This is a genomic window from Microbacterium sp. Bi98 (assembly GCF_918698045.1).
Lineage (GTDB): Bacteria > Actinomycetota > Actinomycetes > Actinomycetales > Microbacteriaceae > Microbacterium.
Genome location: NZ_CAKKLK010000001.1, coordinates 613,453 through 630,475, shown reverse-complemented (window position 1 = coordinate 630,475; position 17,023 = coordinate 613,453). Strand labels below are relative to the sequence as shown.

At 62.7% G+C, this 17,023-nt stretch carries 17 protein-coding genes; 4 read left to right on the top strand and 13 right to left on the bottom strand.

The genetic code is table 11. From position 1 onward, the window contains the following. Positions 1–216 precede the first annotated feature (216 nt). The 12 genes from LQZ85_RS03140 to LQZ85_RS03085 form a co-directional block, all read right to left on the bottom strand. A complete protein-coding gene (locus tag LQZ85_RS03140; RefSeq protein ID WP_082586656.1) occupies positions 217–849 on the bottom strand; it encodes a uracil-DNA glycosylase family protein in 633 nt (210 codons plus the stop codon). Continuing rightward, positions 800–1,087: an MGMT family protein gene (locus LQZ85_RS03135; protein ID WP_082586657.1), complete on the bottom strand. Its 288-nt coding sequence runs from the start codon at positions 1,085–1,087 to the stop codon at positions 800–802. Before LQZ85_RS03135 ends, LQZ85_RS03140 begins: the two co-directional genes overlap by 50 nt. Before the next feature lie 295 nt (positions 1,088–1,382). Then, positions 1,383–2,072: a response regulator transcription factor gene (locus tag LQZ85_RS03130; protein WP_056279468.1), complete on the bottom strand. Its 690-nt coding sequence runs from the start codon at positions 2,070–2,072 to the stop codon at positions 1,383–1,385. Continuing rightward, positions 2,072–3,313 (bottom strand): histidine kinase, encoded by a 1,242-nt coding sequence (locus LQZ85_RS03125; RefSeq protein WP_162253862.1) that lies wholly within the window; start codon positions 3,311–3,313, stop codon positions 2,072–2,074. Before LQZ85_RS03125 ends, LQZ85_RS03130 begins: the two co-directional genes overlap by 1 nt. A 20-nt stretch (positions 3,314–3,333) precedes the next feature. Next, on the bottom strand, positions 3,334–3,960 hold the full coding sequence (locus LQZ85_RS03120) for an ABC transporter permease (RefSeq protein WP_162253863.1): 627 nt from the start codon (positions 3,958–3,960) through the stop codon (positions 3,334–3,336). Between the two features lie 215 nt (positions 3,961–4,175). Further along, the gene (locus LQZ85_RS03115; protein ID WP_056279474.1) at positions 4,176–5,105 is read right to left on the bottom strand and encodes an ATP-binding cassette domain-containing protein; all 930 of its coding nucleotides are present in this window, start codon (positions 5,103–5,105) and stop codon (positions 4,176–4,178) included. A gap of 447 nt (positions 5,106–5,552) precedes the next feature. Next, positions 5,553–6,581 (bottom strand): hypothetical protein, encoded by a 1,029-nt coding sequence (locus LQZ85_RS03110; protein WP_056279477.1) that lies wholly within the window; start codon positions 6,579–6,581, stop codon positions 5,553–5,555. 662 nt (positions 6,582–7,243) lie between these two features. Next, positions 7,244–7,510 (bottom strand): hypothetical protein, encoded by a 267-nt coding sequence (locus LQZ85_RS03105; RefSeq protein ID WP_056279479.1) that lies wholly within the window; start codon positions 7,508–7,510, stop codon positions 7,244–7,246. Further along, the gene (locus LQZ85_RS03100; RefSeq protein ID WP_230100450.1) at positions 7,507–7,929 is read right to left on the bottom strand and encodes a hypothetical protein; all 423 of its coding nucleotides are present in this window, start codon (positions 7,927–7,929) and stop codon (positions 7,507–7,509) included. Before LQZ85_RS03100 ends, LQZ85_RS03105 begins: the two co-directional genes overlap by 4 nt. Then, positions 7,908–8,594, bottom strand: coding sequence for a hypothetical protein (locus LQZ85_RS03095; RefSeq protein WP_230100449.1), 687 nt, complete (start codon positions 8,592–8,594; stop codon positions 7,908–7,910). The genes LQZ85_RS03100 and LQZ85_RS03095 overlap by 22 nt, the downstream gene beginning before the upstream one ends. Positions 8,595–8,924: 330 nt before the next feature. Continuing rightward, positions 8,925–9,209: a hypothetical protein gene (locus tag LQZ85_RS03090; protein WP_056279483.1), complete on the bottom strand. Its 285-nt coding sequence runs from the start codon at positions 9,207–9,209 to the stop codon at positions 8,925–8,927. 180 nt (positions 9,210–9,389) lie between these two features. Beyond that, positions 9,390–10,559, bottom strand: a complete 1,170-nt coding sequence (locus LQZ85_RS03085) for an endonuclease NucS (protein ID WP_230100448.1) — start codon at positions 10,557–10,559, stop codon at positions 9,390–9,392. Positions 10,560–12,559: 2,000 nt separating this feature from the next. On the opposite strand from LQZ85_RS03085, the gene LQZ85_RS03080 reads away from it, so the two are divergent. After that, the gene (locus LQZ85_RS03080; protein WP_230100447.1) at positions 12,560–12,787 is read left to right on the top strand and encodes a helix-turn-helix domain-containing protein; all 228 of its coding nucleotides are present in this window, start codon (positions 12,560–12,562) and stop codon (positions 12,785–12,787) included. Further along, the gene (locus tag LQZ85_RS03075) at positions 12,787–13,926 is read left to right on the top strand and encodes a site-specific integrase (protein WP_230100446.1); all 1,140 of its coding nucleotides are present in this window, start codon (positions 12,787–12,789) and stop codon (positions 13,924–13,926) included. Before LQZ85_RS03080 ends, LQZ85_RS03075 begins: the two co-directional genes overlap by 1 nt. 163 nt (positions 13,927–14,089) lie before the next feature. Here the strand turns inward: LQZ85_RS03075 and LQZ85_RS03070 are convergent, their stop codons facing one another. Beyond that, positions 14,090–15,187, bottom strand: coding sequence for an ATP-binding protein (locus LQZ85_RS03070; protein WP_230100445.1), 1,098 nt, complete (start codon positions 15,185–15,187; stop codon positions 14,090–14,092). Positions 15,188–15,442: 255 nt separating this feature from the next. Between LQZ85_RS03070 and LQZ85_RS03065 the strand changes: the two genes are divergently transcribed. Together LQZ85_RS03065 and LQZ85_RS03060 are read left to right on the top strand one after the other, a co-directional pair. After that, on the top strand, positions 15,443–16,435 hold the full coding sequence (locus LQZ85_RS03065) for a hypothetical protein (RefSeq protein ID WP_230100444.1): 993 nt from the start codon (positions 15,443–15,445) through the stop codon (positions 16,433–16,435). Continuing rightward, complete coding sequence (locus LQZ85_RS03060; protein ID WP_230100443.1) at positions 16,422–16,988, top strand: ABC-three component system middle component 2; 567 nt, start codon at positions 16,422–16,424, stop codon at positions 16,986–16,988. Before LQZ85_RS03065 ends, LQZ85_RS03060 begins: the two co-directional genes overlap by 14 nt. Positions 16,989–17,023 lie beyond the last annotated feature (35 nt).

Sequence of the window (17,023 nt, the reverse complement as noted above, 5' to 3'; positions counted from 1 at the left end):
CGTCGCGTGGCGCAGCGCCCCAGACGCTTCGCAGGTAGCCCCAGCTACCAAGCAAAGATTACCGAAGTCGTGTGTTGGGCCGCACCAAGGTGCGTGATCAAGAACAGGTCGGAGCCTGAAATAACTCTCCGAACCGGCACAAGCCGTGTCAGGGCCTGCTGGGTGCTCGATTTCATCTGCGCCTTAGACAACCTGATTCAGGCTCTTGGAACGGTCTCACCGCAGCGCAGTCTCGATGTGTCGGCGAAGATCCTCAACGACCTCCGCGGCAAACCACGGGTTCCGGGCGTGCCAGCGAAAGTTGAGCGGGGAAGGATGGACCAGTGGGAACCGCTCAGGAAGAAATTGCTCATACCTTCGCACCGTGTCGGTCAGGGTCTCGGCCCTTGCGATCGGGAGATACGCTTGCTGCGCGTAGCGTCCGATCAAGAGCGTCAAACGGATATTAGGCATCAAAGCGAACAGTGGTGGATGCCACCTGGCAGCGAAGCCTCGCCGGGGCGGCGCATCCCCTGACCCGCCGCGACCTGGACCCGGGTAGTAGAAGTCCATCGGCAAGAGAGCGAACTTGTCCGGGTCTCGGAACTGTCCTTCGGTGACACCCAGCCACTGCATGAGAGTGACACCACTCGCGTCATCCCATGGCACTCCGCTTGCTTGTGCCCGGCGTCCTGGTGCCTGACCGATGACGGCGACCCGCGCAGCAGCACCCGCCGTATAAATCGGATCCATGCCCTGCTCTCGCAGTGCGACGTTCGCCGCATCGTGTATCAACTCATGACGAACGACAGCGAACGCGTCAAGGTGCCGATCGTTGCCCACGGACTCTCCCGATATCCACTCGGCCATCACGCATCGGTGTCTTCTCATTCCGAAGAAGCACGGGGGCCGTGCCCCGGTGGCAACTCGCGGGAGTCCCATCGCTGTAGAGCACTCTCCACCAGGGGCTGTCCTCATCGAGCCGACCCACAATCCCGCCCGCTTGTTGGGGACCAATACCGACAAGCGCGGCAACCTCTCCGTAAGTAACTACTTCTCCCGCTGGGACTGCGTCGACAACTATTCGAACGTCATCCAGAAGACTCATGTGGCCACCTCCTATCGCCGGGGCGTGATGCGTGCCTCCTCCACGTTAGCGAACGGTGCTCTTGCGGGCAGCGGCCGCAGACGATCCCCGCAATTCCGCGACTTCGTTAGCCGCTGCGAAGGACGGCGCGTGGCAGACGTGCCGATGCTCGTATCGGACATCGCCCCGGCAGTCGTCTGCGCGACGGGTAGGGCCAGTTGATCAAATACTCGTACAGTGATTCCGTTCCTGCAGCGGAGACGTAAGCGTCCTTCTCGGTGCACTCACCAATCTCTCAACCAAGAATGGCCTGGACCTAGTTGCTCGTGTTCACGATGCCGAGCTCGTAGGCCAGGATGACTGCTTGGACACGGTTGGGTAGGTCGAGCTTCACCAGGACCCGGCCGAAGTGCGCCTTGACGGTGGATTCGCTCAGATGGAGCGCATTCGCGACCTCTGTGTTCGTCAAGCCCCGGCCGACATGGAGGAAGACGTCTCGTTCGCGATCGGTGAGTTCCGAGAGCTCGCGCTGCGGCCGCCGGTGTCTTCGGGGTGCGAGTTGGGGTAGCGCGACCTCGATGAGCTTGGCCGTGAGCCGAGGGGAGATCACCGCGTCGCCGCTCGCGATGGTGCGGATCGCGGATACGAGTTCGGTTGGTCTGGTGTTCTTGAGGAGGAAGCCGGCGGCTCCCGCGCGGAGCGCTCCGAACGCGAACTCGTCGAGGTCATATGTGGTGAGAACCAGTACTCGAGCATGAGGAAGTCGCGTGCCGACCTCACGTGTTGCGTCGATTCCGTTCATGCCGGGCATCCGCACGTCCATGAGGATGACATCGGGGGAGAGCCGTGAGGCGACCTCGATTGCAGACGCTCCGTCTGACGCCTCGCCGACGACGTGTATGTCGTTCTCCGCTTCGAGTACGAGCCGCAGTCCGTAGCGCACGAGTTCCTGATCGTCGGCGATCAGCACGCGGATGCGTGGGTGTGTTGTGTCATCTGCGATCATCAGGGCTCCATCTGAAGTTGCACGAAGACCCGCCAGCCGCCTCCTGGGCATGGGCCTGCCTCGACGTGACCATCGTAGAATTCGGCTCGTTCGCGGATGCCCACGAGGCCTGTGCCCGGATCGGTGACCGGAAGCACGGACTCGGATCGATCCTCCACCAGAATCGAGATGTTCCTCTCGGCGAAGGAGAGCTTCACGAGAACGTCTTGTACCCCTCGTGCATGGCGCAGGATGTTGGTCAGCGCCTCCTGCACGATGCGATAGACGGTCAGACCTGCGACCGCGTCTGCGGCGAGTTGCCCTGTCTGTTCGACACGGATCGGCAGTCCTGCCGACCGGGATTCCTCGATCAAGGCGGGTAGACGGTCGACGCCCGGCGGCGCGGACGGGTGGTGCAGCGACGGTTCGTCGTCTCGCACCGAGGTGAGCAGTCGGCGCATCTCGGTGAGAGTCTGTCTTCCGGTCTCGGCTACTCGAGCGATTGCTCGGCGTGACTCTTGGGGCCGGGACTCGGCGGATACGTGTGCTCCATCAGCGACGGCGATCATGACGGCGAGGCTGTGGGCGATCACGTCGTGCATCTCCCTCGCTATCCTCTCCCGTTCCTGCACGGCGGCGATATACGCCTCCTGATCCCGTTCACGGCGGAGTTGCTCTGCGCGTTCGGTAAGCCTGCGCACCTCGTTCCGACGGTGCCCGATATTTAGCCCCGACAGCGTACAGATCAGCGACACCACCACGGCGACCACAGTCGCGCTGAGCCAGTCCACAGCCCATGCGTCGCCGTCCACACGAGGCGCCAGACCCAACAGCGGCGGGCCGAGGCGAACACGCAATGCCAGCACCAGCGCTGCGACCGTGCAGGATGCGATGGCGAGAGCGAAATTGCCCCACGCCTGACGGGGCTGCGCGAACACTCCGACTGTGTACAGAGCGGCGCAGACCAATACGGCTTCGGCTCCCGATCCGCTCGCAAACGACGCCGGCAGAAGGATGAGCGCAGCGATGAACGCCGCGCGCGGCTTCCGCTGCATAGACAATATGACCGCGATTCCAGCGACGAAGACCAGTAGCAGTGACCACACCGGTGTCTTCAACGGGGACTCGAGAGACAGGTATCCGAGAATCAGCGTGACGCACACATAGAGGGCAAGAACGAGGAAAGTCGCCCGTCGCAGAGGACGGTCTTCGACGCTGCCCGCGACACCACTGTTGGGCGTCGCCGTCTCGGCGGCGCCCAACAGTGACAGCGGATTCATTCTCATACGTCTTTCGACCGTAGCGCGATCGCGCCGGCCGCGAGTGCGACCGCAGCCCAGATCGAGGCGATCATCCACCCCGCCCCGACGCTGATGTGGCCTGCCCACAGGTCGAGGAAGGGTGAGCCTGCGGGGCTGATTCTGGTCATGGCATCGCCGGCGTTTCCGAACTGGATGATGCGCAGGATCCGCGATGCCAGCCCGAAGGGAAGCAGAGAAGCCGCCACGGGAAGAAGCAAGGTGGTCAAGAACACGATGATGGATCCCGCGGTCGTGGATCGCACGAGGGTTCCCACCCCGACTCCGAAAAGCGCACAGAAACCCAGGTACATCGCGGAGCTGAACAGTGCCAGGAGGACTCCCGGTGCGCTCAGCGGTGCCGCCAGTCCGAACTGCGCATAGATCGGCGTGGTGATCGCCCATGCGCTGAAAACGGTGACGACAGCAGTGGCGGTACACGCGGTGAAGGCCACCATGGACTTCGCGCTAAGAACGCGCAGACGATCTGGTACCGCGACGAAGGTCGGTTGGATGCCACCCGACGAATACTCGGAGCCGATCACCATCACCCCGATGACGCCGGCGATGATTTGCCCGATCACCACGGTCGGGACGGTCACATCAGCCATCGTGCGTTCCACCGAGAAGACCGACGGTGCACCGGACGACTCCAGGGATACGCCCAAGAAAAGGCTGCCGCCGACTCCGATCACGAAGATTCCGAGGAGCCCCAAACCGGATGAAGGCAGGCTGAGGAGCTTGATCCACTCCGAACGGAGTACGTGGACGAACGCCGGACGAAGAGTCCGGGAGTCCGCCCGGCCGCGGTGTGCGACGACGGCGTTCACTGTGCTCCTCCTTGTGATTCCCGCACTGTTGCGCGGTATTCCGTGTCTTGCGCGGTGAGTGCGAGATACGCGTCCTCGAGAGAGCCCTCGACGGTGGAGACCTCATACAGGACGATGCCAGCGGCCGCTGCTGCGCGCGCGACACTCTCCGCTCCGAGGTTCGTGATCTCCACCACATCATCCCCCCGCGTCGTCACCGTCACATCGTTCCCGATGACCACGCGCGTCAACTGCTCCACATCTTGGGTACGAACCCGAACCATTGAGGTAGTCACCGAGCCGACCACGTCGTTCAAAGGGCCATCTGCCAGGATTCTGCCCCTCCCGATGACGAGAAGATGATCAGCGGTCTGCGTCATCTCGCTCATGAGATGCGACGACAGCAGCACCGTCCGCCCCTCCGCGGCGAGATGGCGCAGCAGCCCGCGAATCCACAGGATCCCATCCGGATCGAGACCGTTGACCGGTTCATCGAGGATGATCGTGTGCGGATCTCCGAGCAGCGCCGCCGCGATACCGAGCCGTTGGTTCATCCCGAGCGAGAACCCCCCAACTCGCTTACCTGCCACCGCATCCAGGCCGGTCAGGTCAAGGACCTCCCGCACACGTGCCGCGCCGATCTGGTGGGTCACCGCGATCGCCAGCAGATGCTTGTACGCCGAGCGGTGCTTGTGCGCCGAACGCGCGTCGAGCAGCACACCGACCTCGCGAAGCGGGGCGGGCAGATCCACATATGGACGCCCGTTGACCTCAGCGATGCCCGAGGTCGGTCGGTCCAGCCCCACAATCATCCTCATCGTCGTCGACTTTCCCGCGCCGTTTGGACCTAGGAAGCCCGTCACCTTGCCGGGTTCGGCGGTGAAGTTGATTCCATCGACCGCGACCTTCGATCCATACTGCTTCGTCAGAGATTGAACTCGAATCATCACTTGCCTTTCGTTCATGTACGACGCTATGAACGAAGTCGCATCGGCACATCGGGCTGGGGTCCTGAAGAAGCCACGAGGCAGTACCAGGGTCCATACCCTCTTAGTTCGTATGTACTGGCTGTCTGAGCCCTCCGCGAAGACATGAGGGCTGGCATCGGCGAGCAGATCATCGCACTACTCAACAGTGCGCTGGCAGCAGCAGGACGCCCCGGAGGGGCCGGACCCGGTGCCTGCCTATCGGAAGAAGGCCGAGTCTCTGGGAGCGGCCGACATCGGTCGGGCCTCAGTCGACGGAGTCGTCGAACGCGTCGAACACTCGAGGGCTGGAACGGAGGTGACGCTGGAGTCGGGCGAGGTCATGACTTTAGAGCCCGGCGAGACGGTGGCTTTCCCGAAGAAGTCGCAGTCAGCCTACGACGGCCAGGGTGCGCGGCCAGGCGATCGCTAGTCGAACGCAGGAGTGTCCCGCACGAAGCAGGTCAGCAGCGACGTGGCGTTCATGATCGCGAGCACGGTGTTGATGCGGTTGTACTGATGCCGCGTGATCGCGTGCGCGGTCGCGTTGCGCCGGTATCCGTCGGGGCGATCATCCACTGTGTAGCGCCCGCTCATGATGGTGGTGACGGGGTGCACCGCGAGCGTGAGACGCCAGCTACGTTTGCGGAACTTCTTGTATGAGGCGACGTTCGTGACGACTCCCAGAGGCGCCTGCAAGGCGGCCTTCGAGTGCTGTGTCACGAGAGTGTCGAGCACGTTCGTGGCTAGGGACTGCGCAGCCTCGACGTGACCGTCCCGCAGTGCATTGATCGCCTTGCGGATCATGTCGCCATAGAGCAGGGCGCGCTTCTGCGCCAGGCGGGAAACCAGCCGTTCGCAGCTGGTCACGATGCCCTTGTGATTGTTGCTGATGACGCGACGCCGGCTCGAGGCATCGGGGGCCGCGAGTAGCAGCTCTATTACGCGCGCGGAGGGCACCCACGCGAGGGGGATCCCTTCTTCGAGGATCGCGCGCACTTCGTCTTCGAGCTCGTCGGGCTCGGTTTCCACGCCGCGCCAGTTCGACGGCAGGTGGGGCCGACCGAGTTTGAGTCCCTTCGTGAGCTCGCTGATCCAGCTCAGATCACCGAGGAGGCTGGCCTGCAGGCCAGTGAACCCCTTCAGCGATGTCAGCTGCGTATCGACGATCGACTGCATCGGCGCGAAGAGAGAGACCGGGAAGCCGAGACCGGCGGGCCCGTCGATCTTCGGGTTGATCATCGACGAGCCGCGGAGCATGTTGGTCAGGCCGGTTGACAGCGAAGACACCTCGAGCGCTTTCGAGACGGCTGACTTGAGCATCGGGTCTGACAGGTACGACGGCGTCTGTATCGATCCGAGAATGCCCTTGAATCCCTGCGATCCTGTGAGCGACGATGCACGCAGGGCCGCGGAGGCGGCCGACTGCAGCGCAGGATCCAGTACGTATGAGGGCATACGGACTGAGCCAAGGACGCTTTTCAGGTTCTCAGACACCGAGAACATCGGCTGCAGTCTGTTCACCTCATCGATAATCCGCAGCGTTGAGCGCGGAGGCGTGCCGAAGATGGCGCGGGACATGTCAGAGGCCTTCGGGATCACTCGACGCCCGACGCCGTCGTTCGTGTCGTCTACTTCGACCGGTTCGACCGCGCTATCGCTCGTGTCTGTCACCCTGCCATGCAAGCACAGGCCACGGATGCGGATACCAGCTGTCGCACCGTGTCGCGAGGTGAGCGGTGATGGTCGCGGAGCGCGAGGAGAAGCTGCCGCACCTTCGGCATCGTTCCACTATGCGTGCGCATCAGGGTCCGGGGCGAACATGCTGTGCGTCCACGCTCGCAAGGACGCACAGCTATATCGGTCGGTTCCATTCGGCCACGATTCTCTCCGAGTTGGCGTTGAGCGGCGAGGGAGGTCGCCGCGTCGGCGCGACGGGTCGGCACAAGAGCGTGCGGGGGAGCATTGACGAATCTATTCGTCGCTAGCCAGAATCGCCTCTGGGGGAGGAATGCCTGAGTCTTTTTCGCAGCTGGGGCCGCGGCGCTCGTCTTGATCATCTCCGCGATAGCTGGCCCGATGATCAGGCTTGCCATAGCCCGAATTCATCAGCGTCAGCGTCAGTGACGTCGCGCGATGTCGCGGTCGCCAAAGTGCGGCGGTGCCACAGCGTCGTTGGATCCTGACCCGCGTTGGGAGTCACACCTACCCCCGGCCGCGGTCACGCCGTGAAGGTTGAGGCTGCCCATCCACACTTCGCCGGCGATCGGCTCAAGGGGCGTGCGCGCATGCTCGACGGATGACGAGAGCGCAGCTGTGACCTTGTTGAGCGCGCCGCTGTACCAGGCGGCCGCGTCGTCGCGGAGGGCGTGGATCTCGCGGGTCATGGCGCCTGCGACTCGGAGGCCGGGGCTGCGAACTCGCGGGTCCGCATGACGGCCGCGACGCCGAGGAAGCTGGCGAGGTGGACGACGTCGTTGCCGCCCATGACGCGGTTCAGCGTGAACTTCCTCGGGAACTGCTCGAGGAGCGGGTTCTCGTCGTCGAATGTGTGCTCGGTCTTTAGAGCGAAGATGCGGGTGGTGTCGAGGGCCCGGAAGCTGTCGATCGAGAGAATCGATGAGGTGACGTCACCCCAGATGAGTCGGTCGAACTGCTTCTGGTTGGTCCAGTGCTGGCGGATGCGCTTCGCGATCCCCGTCGATGAGTTGGCGACCCCGACGTAGACCTGGGCGAACTCGTCGAGCACCATGATGTAGAGCCCGGGCACGCCGTCCCACTTCGTCAGGTCCGTGACTTCCACCATGCCGCGCCGGCTGGCGACAGCCGACTGCAAGGCGCGCTCGAACTCCTCGCGATCGAGGGAGGCGAAGTGCGCATGTTCAGGTCGAAGCTCTGCAGCGCTCTCTCGCGATGCTCTTCGCACCATTCGTCGGAGTGGAAGCTGTGTTCGGCGTCTTCGTACGACCAGTCGAGGGAGTCCCACAGCTCGGGGTTGTCCTCACGGCGCCATCGCGGCAGCGACGAGCGCTTGTTGATCGTCGCGTAGGTCTCGCGAGAGATGCGGAGTCCGAGCCCGAAGTGACTGCGCACCGCCGTGCCGAAATGTGTGGCTCTCTCGATGCCGACGGCGCGCGGTCGGCCCTTGCGCGGTATCGCCACAGGCACGCCCCAGACCTTCCGAGAGAGCCGCGTCTGCCATCGGTGCCAGACGAGCGAGCGCCCGGAGTCCGTCAGCGCATGCAGGGTCGCATTCGCGTTCGGGCCAATGCCGACGTCGAAGATGCGCGCGGAGTCGAACTCGAGGTGCTCGCCTTCGGGGATGAGACCGACGCTGGTCAGCTCGAACGGGTCGGCGTCCCGCACGAGGTAGCCGGACTCAGTGAGCTCGTGGCGCAGCTTCTGCGCGTCTCGCTCCGCTGGCGCCCACACGAGAGTCTCGCGCGGGGTGACGGTGATCTCGAGTTCCATGGTTATCCTCCGGGCTGTGAACTCCTATGTACGTTGTGAACTCTGGTGTACTTCGGAGTCATGGAAACAGGATCCTCCATTGCTGAGGTGCTGGCTCGATTGAACTCCCAATCACGAGAGTCGGACCGGCACGAATAGGATCTCAGCATGATCGTGTCTAGCCACGTACCACTCGTTCGTCGTCTGACCGCCGTATTGGGTCCGACGCTCGTATCGACGTTGGCTGGGGCGAAAGACACGCAAGCTGCGAAGAGGTGGAGTGAAGATAGCGGTCCTCGCCCTGACACAGAAGCGATCAGACGTTTGGAGTGTGCGGATGCGGTCTGGCGCTCAGTCAGTGACGCTGAAGGGGAGCACGTAGCGCGGCTGTGGTTCATCGGCGCGAATCCCTTCCTTCGAGGAGAGGACACCGCCATTACCGCCATCCGCGAGGGCCGATTCGACGAGGTTGTTGGCGCTGCTCAGGCGCTGGTGGAAGACACATTCACCGGGTAGGCGGATGCCCCCGTTCGCCGTCGACGAGCGCCTGAAGTGCCGCTTGAACCTCGACTCGCGCGTCTTCCGGGGATAGCTCTCCAGTGAGGATGCGCCGAGCGCGGTCGAGATCTTGGGCACTCGGCTGATGCCCTCCGAGCTGCTGCCCCTTTTGAATCAGAGCTAAGGCGCGCATGACTTCGGCCTCGGTCAGAGGTTGCTGGTCCATCCTTCTTCCCCCTGTCCCGACGCCCGAATCTCGGGTTGGTGACCGCGCTAATCCGATGAGTGCTCGGAGCGACGCGCGCGGCGGAGTCGATCTCACATGCGAGCGTAACCACTGAGCAGCTGACCTGGGGCTGGCAACGGCCAGCCACCAACGAGCAGGCGAAGTCGTTCATGTTCGAGGGATGGATCCTCGTCCCAGTACTTTCTGTCCTTGCGCCAGCCTCCGACCATACTGACGGCGTTCCTCAGTTGGTGTGCAAACCCGTGCGTGGGCTTCAACCGTTCTACGCCGACAGATGCTTGCTCGTTGATCCACCAGTCGTAAAGCGAGTTCAGGAGCGGGTAGGGGACAAACGAAGTGGTGAAGCGAGGCATGAAGAGCTGCGCGAAACACAGGATGTCGCCGTGCGAGCCCTTCGTGAAGAATGGTCCGTCGTAACGGGAGCGCTCCGGCCGCTGCTTGTGGATGTGGCTGAGCAACTGGCTGGTGCTGTGCTCAACCGCAGCGACCGTTGCCAGGTGAAGTTCCTCGAGCTGCGCGCGCACGCTGATCTGTTTCTGTTTGGAGCCAAGGTCGATCCATTCGCTGGCTGTCACAAAGGTTTCACCGCGATGCCGAGAAGCACCGACCACATAGAGGCTGATCGGTAGATCCTTCTCGCGCAGGAACTTAACCGCCTGCAAAGTGGCTGCATCGATCTGTCGGGCGACGAGAGACATCGTCTGAGTTTGATTGAGGACCGCTGGCATCGGCTTACCGAAATACTCAGTGAATGCCTGCGCGAGAGAAGGGGCGACCGTCGCTTCTCGTCTCAACCGTTGGTTGCGCTCGAGGATGTACTCCTCGAAGACGGCTTCCAGCGATGCTCGATCGAGGCCATCTACCCACGCGCCATAGGAGATGACTTGACCAACCTCTAGATCCTTCGCGCGATCCCGCTTCAGCTCCATCGTTTTAGTGGAGCCGTCTTCTCTGAGCCCGAGGAGATCCAGGACACGACCGAATGGTGTTTTGACCTGTCGACCGATGATCAGGACCCTCTCGCCTACTAACTCAGGTGTGGACTCGATCAAGTCCTCGAGATTGGTCTCGAGAGCGAAAGGTTGGGGGAGTACCGGCACGAGACCATCGCCCGCCAGTCGCCACAGCGGGAGGGCGTGCGCCGCACGCGGAGCCCCTGAGCGCCCGCCGATGCCTCGACGTCGACGCGAGGACTTCTGCGATGTTGGATCGTGCTGGGAGGAGGTGCCGTTGGTGCTCATCGCCAGGACAGTAACTGACACTGCGGACATTCCGTCGGCCCACGGACCTCCCCCGTTCCGCGTGGCCTGCATAGACCGACCGTCCCCAGAGAGAGCGAGCAGTCCAAACGCGCACGTGGTTGCGAAGCGCTTCCATTATGTGGATCGCCGGACCTCGATGCGCCTCCGTGTGGCCACCAATAGGCCAGGAAGAGGCCAGGAAGAGACCAGCAAACGGCCAGCTCAATGCGATAAACAAGTGTGTCCGCCGCGAGGCCATCTACCGGCCACTATGTGGTCACTAGCCGCCCACAGGTGACCGTTCCGAGGCCACTCGGCGACCAACCCATACTTCCTGGCGCCAAGGTCGATCTCAACCGCTGCTTGCCGCCCGCCGGTCGCGGGAACACTTTGCGATCCGTGCGCTCGATGGAGGAACGTGTCGGCTCATACGCGCTCGCGCTTCGGATGCTGTCTCCCTCGGTCTGTCTCGAGTTGCTCTATATCGTCGCGGCGATCGGGAGCGGCGGTGTCTCTTCCAGCGGTCGGATGAGTGTGGTGGTCGCGGCAAGCAAGCGGTGAACAGATGGCCTCAGGCGACCGTTTCCAGGTGGTCGCGTCGGGCGAGCAAGCATGATGCGAAGACTGGAAACAGGCGCTTCATCGCTTCGCTCCAGGCTTGTCCCCCTGGTGCCACTGCGTTCTAAAGCAGGGGGGCAAGCGACCCCGGACTTTCCAGGCCAAAAGCGTCGCCATGTCCCCATGACCCCCTGCGGGCCCTACGGGTTCGGCCATGGGGACATGGATGATGGGGACACGATTGTGCTCAAAGTGATCTGCTGCTTCCGCGAAAACCCGTCGTGGATTCGTTGTTCACAAGGTGCCACTTCGTTCGCAAGCTTGTGAACAACGAATCCGCGACTTTCCGGGGCAAAATGACATGCCTGTTAACGCGCTGGCTCCGTCCTTCGTCCTGAGTCAGCGCGTCAACAACGAGGTTGAGTCAAGGCGAAAGTCCCGATCAAGCAGCAGATCAGATCCCGATTCCTCGCTGAAGCTCGGTCTCGGGGTCGAAAGAAGGGAAGAGCATAAGAGGAGGTGGCACCGGGCTGCGTTTCCCGCCTCGCTTCGCTCGGCAGAAACTTGACCGGTGGTCGGCGTAGCCGACGCCTCCCAGGGCGCTCGGCGGTCGCTACGCTCTGCCCGCTGACGCTTTGGATCTCTCCCGGATTCAGAGCTTCAGATGGCTTCCCGGAGGACCCCGAGATCGGATTGCCGCAGGCGGCGTCCATCTCATCTCGCCGCCGGGAAGTGGTGCCTAGAAGGTTGCGTGCCGACCGCACGAGGTGCAGTCGCAGCTCAATTTGCAGGAATCTCGTGATTCATCGTGCCGATCTTCGACGGGCAAGTTCACCGATGGCGAGCGCGTGTACCTGCACGTGTCCCTGCAGCGCCAGTTACACGGCTGAGTCGTAGAAAGCCCAGATGGGCGCGAGTTTTCGGGGCTCCAGAGGGGAGTTGGGCAGGTTTCGCGTAATTAGCCACTGATCTGGGATTTTGACGACTGTACCTGGTGTAACTGCCTTCGAACGCAAACCTCTATATAGGAGCCCCTATAGCTCAGTGGGGGGTGCGGTTGTGGGCAACCACAATGACTATCTCTTTTTCTGAATAGACCAGGTACACCAGGAACACACGGTGGAAGGAGGGCTTCGAGGCGCAGAAAGACGCTGATCTTGATGTAACTGGTGGTGTAACTGGAAGCCCTGATCCCGTAGTTACCCACCAGGTACACACTGCTCGCGGCGCTAGCGGACGGGTGAGCGTCAAGAGCCTTTGCTTCGACGGTTCGCCCCGGTGTGCGCCTCGAGGTGTCCGTTGTGCTGTGTACAGTCGTGAACAAGCCTGAATGAGAGTAAAAGGGCAGGGCCAAAGCAGGTCCGACCGGTGGATACGCCAAGCAACCGCTAACGGGTTCGGCTACGAGGTCCTCTTGGAAGTTCGACTTCTAAGGGAGATCCATGTCTTTTTCCACCCCTGCGAGCACCAACTTGCTGGACTCGCTGATCACGCCGGCAACGCTGGCCGAACGGCTCGGCACGACCGAGCGCAGCCTGAGCGAATGGCGCATCACTGGCCGCGGGCCGAAGTTCATCCGAATCGGCCGCAGCCCCCGCTACCGTCCAGAGGCGGTCGACGAATGGTTGCTCGCACAAGAGTATGCGAGCACCTCGGCGGAAGCTGCCTGATGGGCAGCGCCTACTCGTACGACACGAAGAACGGCAAGCGCTGGGAGGCTCGATACCGCAAGCCAGACGGGAAGACCGCTCGCAAGGGCGGCTTCACCCGTAAGCGGGACGCTGAGGCGTACATCACCTCGGTGGAGTCTGCAAAGTTGCAGGGCGCATACATTGCCCCGGGGGAGTCTCGAGTCACCGTCGGTGAACTCGGTGCTGCCTGGCTGACTGCGCATGCCGTCGCGGTGAAGCCGTCCACGTTCCACAGTGACGAGAGCGCGTGGCGCGTGCACGTCGCGCCTGCATGGGGCGGGCGCCGGGTTGGCACCATTCGGCACACGGAGGTCGCTGCTTGGATCGCCGAGCTGAGCGTCGACCGTTCAGCGACGACGGTGAAGCGCTGCCATGGGGTCCTCGCATCGATCCTCGACGGGGCGGTACGCGACCGTCGGCTCCAATCGAATCCCGCGCGCGAGGTGAAGACCCCGCGCAAGGTCCGGAAGCAGAGGGCGTACCTCACGCATCAGCAGGTCGAACGGCTCGCAACGGCGTCGCTCTATCCTGACTTCGTCCGCTTCCTCGCATACACGGGCCTCCGGTGGGGTGAGGCGACGGGGCTCACCGTCGCTGATGTCGATGTGTCACGGCGCCGGCTGAATATCTCGTCGAACGCCGTCATCGTGAACGGACACGTGATCGTTGGGACGCCGAAGACGCACGAACGTCGTACCGTCGTGTATCCGGCCTTCCTGGACCCGGCGATGGCTCGCGCGATCACACTAAAGCGTCCGGACGAGCTGATCTTCCCAGCGGAGAGCGGCGGTTATTTGAGGCCTGGGAACTCGCAATCCGGATGGTTCGCCGGGGCGTGCAAACGCGCCCGAAGGGAAGATGCCTCCGACGCTGCTGAGGCTCGGGCGCGTAGCGAGGGGCTTCGTGCCGCCATGCCACGAGTGACGCCGCACGATCTTCGGCACACTGCCGCGTCGCTCGCGATCAGCGCCGGCGCGAACGTCAAAGCGGTGCAGAGAATGCTCGGACACGCGAGCGCCGCGATGACTCTGGACACATACGCAGACCTGTTTGATGACGACCTCGATGACGTTGCGTCAGCGCTGGGGGCATCGCGCGCGACTGCGCTTGGGCGATAGCCGGAATTGCCGGCTGGGTCGCAAGGCTTGTGATGCGCACAACAGACGCTGCACTGAGGGGCGCTTCAATGACCGAGGATCAATCTAGGAAGGACACCCGGAGTCTCGCTACCGCGCGGGGGTCTCACAGACAGGCAGGCTGCGTAGCGCGCGGAGGACGTGCCTAGTCTCGCTTGCCCCGGAGGAGCGCGCGACCAGCAGCGAGGCTCGCATGAATCATCGGTGCTGTGATCGGAATGCTCCCCTCTCCTCGGCGCTGCACGACGCTGATGAAGGAGCCTTCGGTCGAACCATCGAGGAGAATCGCACCGTGAACGAGGAAGGGCTTGAGTTCTTCTGGCTGTGAGGGCACATCGACCAAGACCAAAACCCGGCCGTCCTCAACTTCGACCTGCTCGACGGAGAGGCCGTGTGGCGGCGGATATACGTGTGAGTTCAGAACCTGGAGGTGCCGACGAACCTTGTTTGGACCTGTCGGTATCCCCCGCACTCGGCGGATGGTCTCGCCGTTGCCGTCCTTGCGCGTCTCAGCACCGATGACGATCGTCCCTCCACTCTCGGCGTTGCAGAATCTGGTTACAGCTTGGGCGAGGGAAATCTTTCCCCTGGTCGTCGACAGATCGTACTCCCGGCTTTTCACCTCCAGCCACGCGCCCTCCGGTTGTCCCTCAAGCAGATGGCCGGCGCCCCCGCGGATCAAGTCGACAAGTGTGCCGCGTTCGATCACTCCCGTACTGAGGGCTTCGCAAAGCAAGCGTGCGTGTTCGGCAATGTCGAGAAGGTCCTGAACCGAGCGTCCACGGGTGTGAACGTCGATCGCGACGTCGAATCCTAGTTCCGCTCCCGCGACCGCGTCATTGATGTGAATCGAGCGCAGCGTCGACCGCGTTCTCCCTAACAGCGGCTCGACGACGCGGCGAAGGTTCACTGCGACTGCCTCCTCGTCGACCTCCTCGGTGACACCCAGGATGTCGACAAGATGGATGAAGGTGAGTGTGATCCGGCCATCCGTCCAGCGCATTTCTACGTTCGCGTAGGGGCCGTGTTTGAAATACCCATCCGGGACCGACGAGACGGGGACCACTAGATCAGATTTCTCCCAGTGGATCGCGTATGTGCGCAGCGCCGCTGCGACTTCAGAGGCAGAGAGCGCTGTCCCGTCCTCCGGCATGAGCACGAAGTCGCCGTAGTCGCCAATATCGCGTCTCTCGCCGGCGACGATCCATTCCTCGCGTCGGCGGTCGTAGCTAATCGGCGGCATGTATCGACGATACTCACTGAGCCTCGCCGCGGCATGCCCACGCCCTCGGGGCTGGCTTCCCGCAGAGCCTCGATGTCGGCAGAATCTCGCTGGGTGAGCTTGATACGCGCCGGTGTCGGCGGCCGAGCATTGTCAGTCTCCGAAACGGAGGGCCGCCAGCGCACATGCATCATGGCGAGAGCGCCCTTGCCCTGAGCCACTAGTCTCTTGCAAGACGGCCATCGATTGGAGCTGGCTCGGGGGATGGGGGAACGCGTGGACGAGCTGCCAGCGCCTGACGTGCTGTTCCGGCGGTTCCTAGACGACAGCAAAACGTTTGCAGGTGCTCGCGAACGATTCCAGCTACTAGTGACCGACCTTGTCTCGGTGGAGTCGCCCGCTGCTTCTGAGGTGGCGGCACCGTCAGGTAGCGACTGGGGAATCGACACATTTGTCGGCGCACTGAACAAGCGCCTCGTTGTGTGGCAGTCGAAGTTCTTCCTTGATTGGGGAGAGCCGCAACGCGGTCAGATTCGCAGCTCCTTCAACGAGGTCATGAAGCAGGCGAAGGAGAACGGGTTTACAGTTTCGGCGTGGACCCTATGTGTTCCGTCGATCCTTCCGCCCGGCGAACAAAAGTGGTTCGACACATGGTCGGCGGGTAAACGGCGGCTTCACAAAGGTCTGATCATTGAGCTGAAGAACGGGGGTCGTATCAGGCGCGAGCTTATGAGGCCCGACGCAGCTTGGGTTCGTGAGCAATATTTCCCTCGTGCCGCAGAAACTGTTGCCGCGATCGCGGTCCAGATTTCTGAGCTCCTGGACCCGCTCGAACGGGCGCTGTTCGTTAAGCAACTGAATCTCGCGGGTCACGAGGAAACGGACGCAGCGAAGGGATACTTCTTCGCAGCCGAGGCGATGGCGCGAGACGTGTCTGCTCGGGCGGTCCAAGCCGAAGTGAACGCGCTCAACGAGGTCGAGCTCGAAGTGCACGGAGAATGGGAGTCGGCGTTCAACTTAGCCCGAGATCGCGCTGACGTGGATGGGCGCATCCCCGGGCTGGTGGACGTGGTGATGTCAGCTGCTGCGGCACTGCCCGCGAGCTCCGACCTTCCGCTCCGCCCCGCCCATCGGCGAGGAATCGCACATCGCCTCGTCGAACACGTCAAAGCGGGGTGGGTCGCTCAGTGGCGCGAGGCTGCCAAGCAACATGAGGGACCGCGCGCTGGAGACATCGTCACGGAGGTGATCCAGGGTGGAAAGAGCTGAGCTGTCGCCGACCCAAACGTTTGAACCGGACAGCCAAGTCTTCTTCCGTGCCGCCCAGCTTTTGCTCGCCTTCTCCGTTGCGTCTGAGTTGTCGATACGGCTACCGACGACGGAACGCCTGGCGGCGTACGACTTCTTCACAGCCAATCCTTTCGCAGTCCTCTCGAAGAACGACGACGCGGACTCGAGAGATTCCTTGCGGTTAGAACTCGTCGGTTACGCGCGAGGACAGCTGTCTTACGCATCGCTAGGGCATCGCTTTGTGAGTCGGCGCGAGCGAATTCGAGCTGATCTCGCAGTCCTTGTTGCGCGCGGTCTAGTGGAGATCGGTGAAGAGGCTTTCATGATCACTGACGCCGGACGCAACATCGCCGATCAACTCCGATCGGCCTACGCCGACGCTTATCGACTCGCAGCTGAGATAGTGCTCGTGCGACTCAATCGGCTCAGTGACCGGCAGCTGCGGGAGTCGAGCGCCGCTTGGGCGGGGACGCATTGGCTCTTGCTCGATCTGTTCGACGATGTCGTCCACCCGGAGGTTGGAGCCCAGTGACCCTGAATCGCCTTGACGGTCTTCGCCTGCGCCGG

Coding starts and splice junctions, on each gene's coding strand:
- LQZ85_RS03110 (WP_056279477.1), bottom strand. CDS start 6,581: ATGCCCTCATACGTACTGGATCCTGCGCTGCAGTCGGCCGCCTCCGCG.
- LQZ85_RS03140 (WP_082586656.1), bottom strand. CDS start 849: ATGGCCGAGTGGATATCGGGAGAGTCCGTGGGCAACGATCGGCACCTT.
- LQZ85_RS03100 (WP_230100450.1), bottom strand. CDS start 7,929: ATGGTGGAAGTCACGGACCTGACGAAGTGGGACGGCGTGCCCGGGCTC.
- LQZ85_RS03075 (WP_230100446.1), top strand. CDS start 12,787: ATGGGCAGCGCCTACTCGTACGACACGAAGAACGGCAAGCGCTGGGAG.
- LQZ85_RS03115 (WP_056279474.1), bottom strand. CDS start 5,105: ATGATTCGAGTTCAATCTCTGACGAAGCAGTATGGATCGAAGGTCGCG.
- LQZ85_RS03130 (WP_056279468.1), bottom strand. CDS start 2,072: ATGATCGCAGATGACACAACACACCCACGCATCCGCGTGCTGATCGCC.
- LQZ85_RS03095 (WP_230100449.1), bottom strand. CDS start 8,594: ATGGAACTCGAGATCACCGTCACCCCGCGCGAGACTCTCGTGTGGGCG.
- LQZ85_RS03080 (WP_230100447.1), top strand. CDS start 12,560: ATGTCTTTTTCCACCCCTGCGAGCACCAACTTGCTGGACTCGCTGATC.
- LQZ85_RS03135 (WP_082586657.1), bottom strand. CDS start 1,087: ATGAGTCTTCTGGATGACGTTCGAATAGTTGTCGACGCAGTCCCAGCG.
- LQZ85_RS03085 (WP_230100448.1), bottom strand. CDS start 10,559: ATGAGCACCAACGGCACCTCCTCCCAGCACGATCCAACATCGCAGAAG.
- LQZ85_RS03105 (WP_056279479.1), bottom strand. CDS start 7,510: ATGACCCGCGAGATCCACGCCCTCCGCGACGACGCGGCCGCCTGGTAC.
- LQZ85_RS03120 (WP_162253863.1), bottom strand. CDS start 3,960: ATGGCTGATGTGACCGTCCCGACCGTGGTGATCGGGCAAATCATCGCC.
- LQZ85_RS03070 (WP_230100445.1), bottom strand. CDS start 15,187: ATGCCGCCGATTAGCTACGACCGCCGACGCGAGGAATGGATCGTCGCC.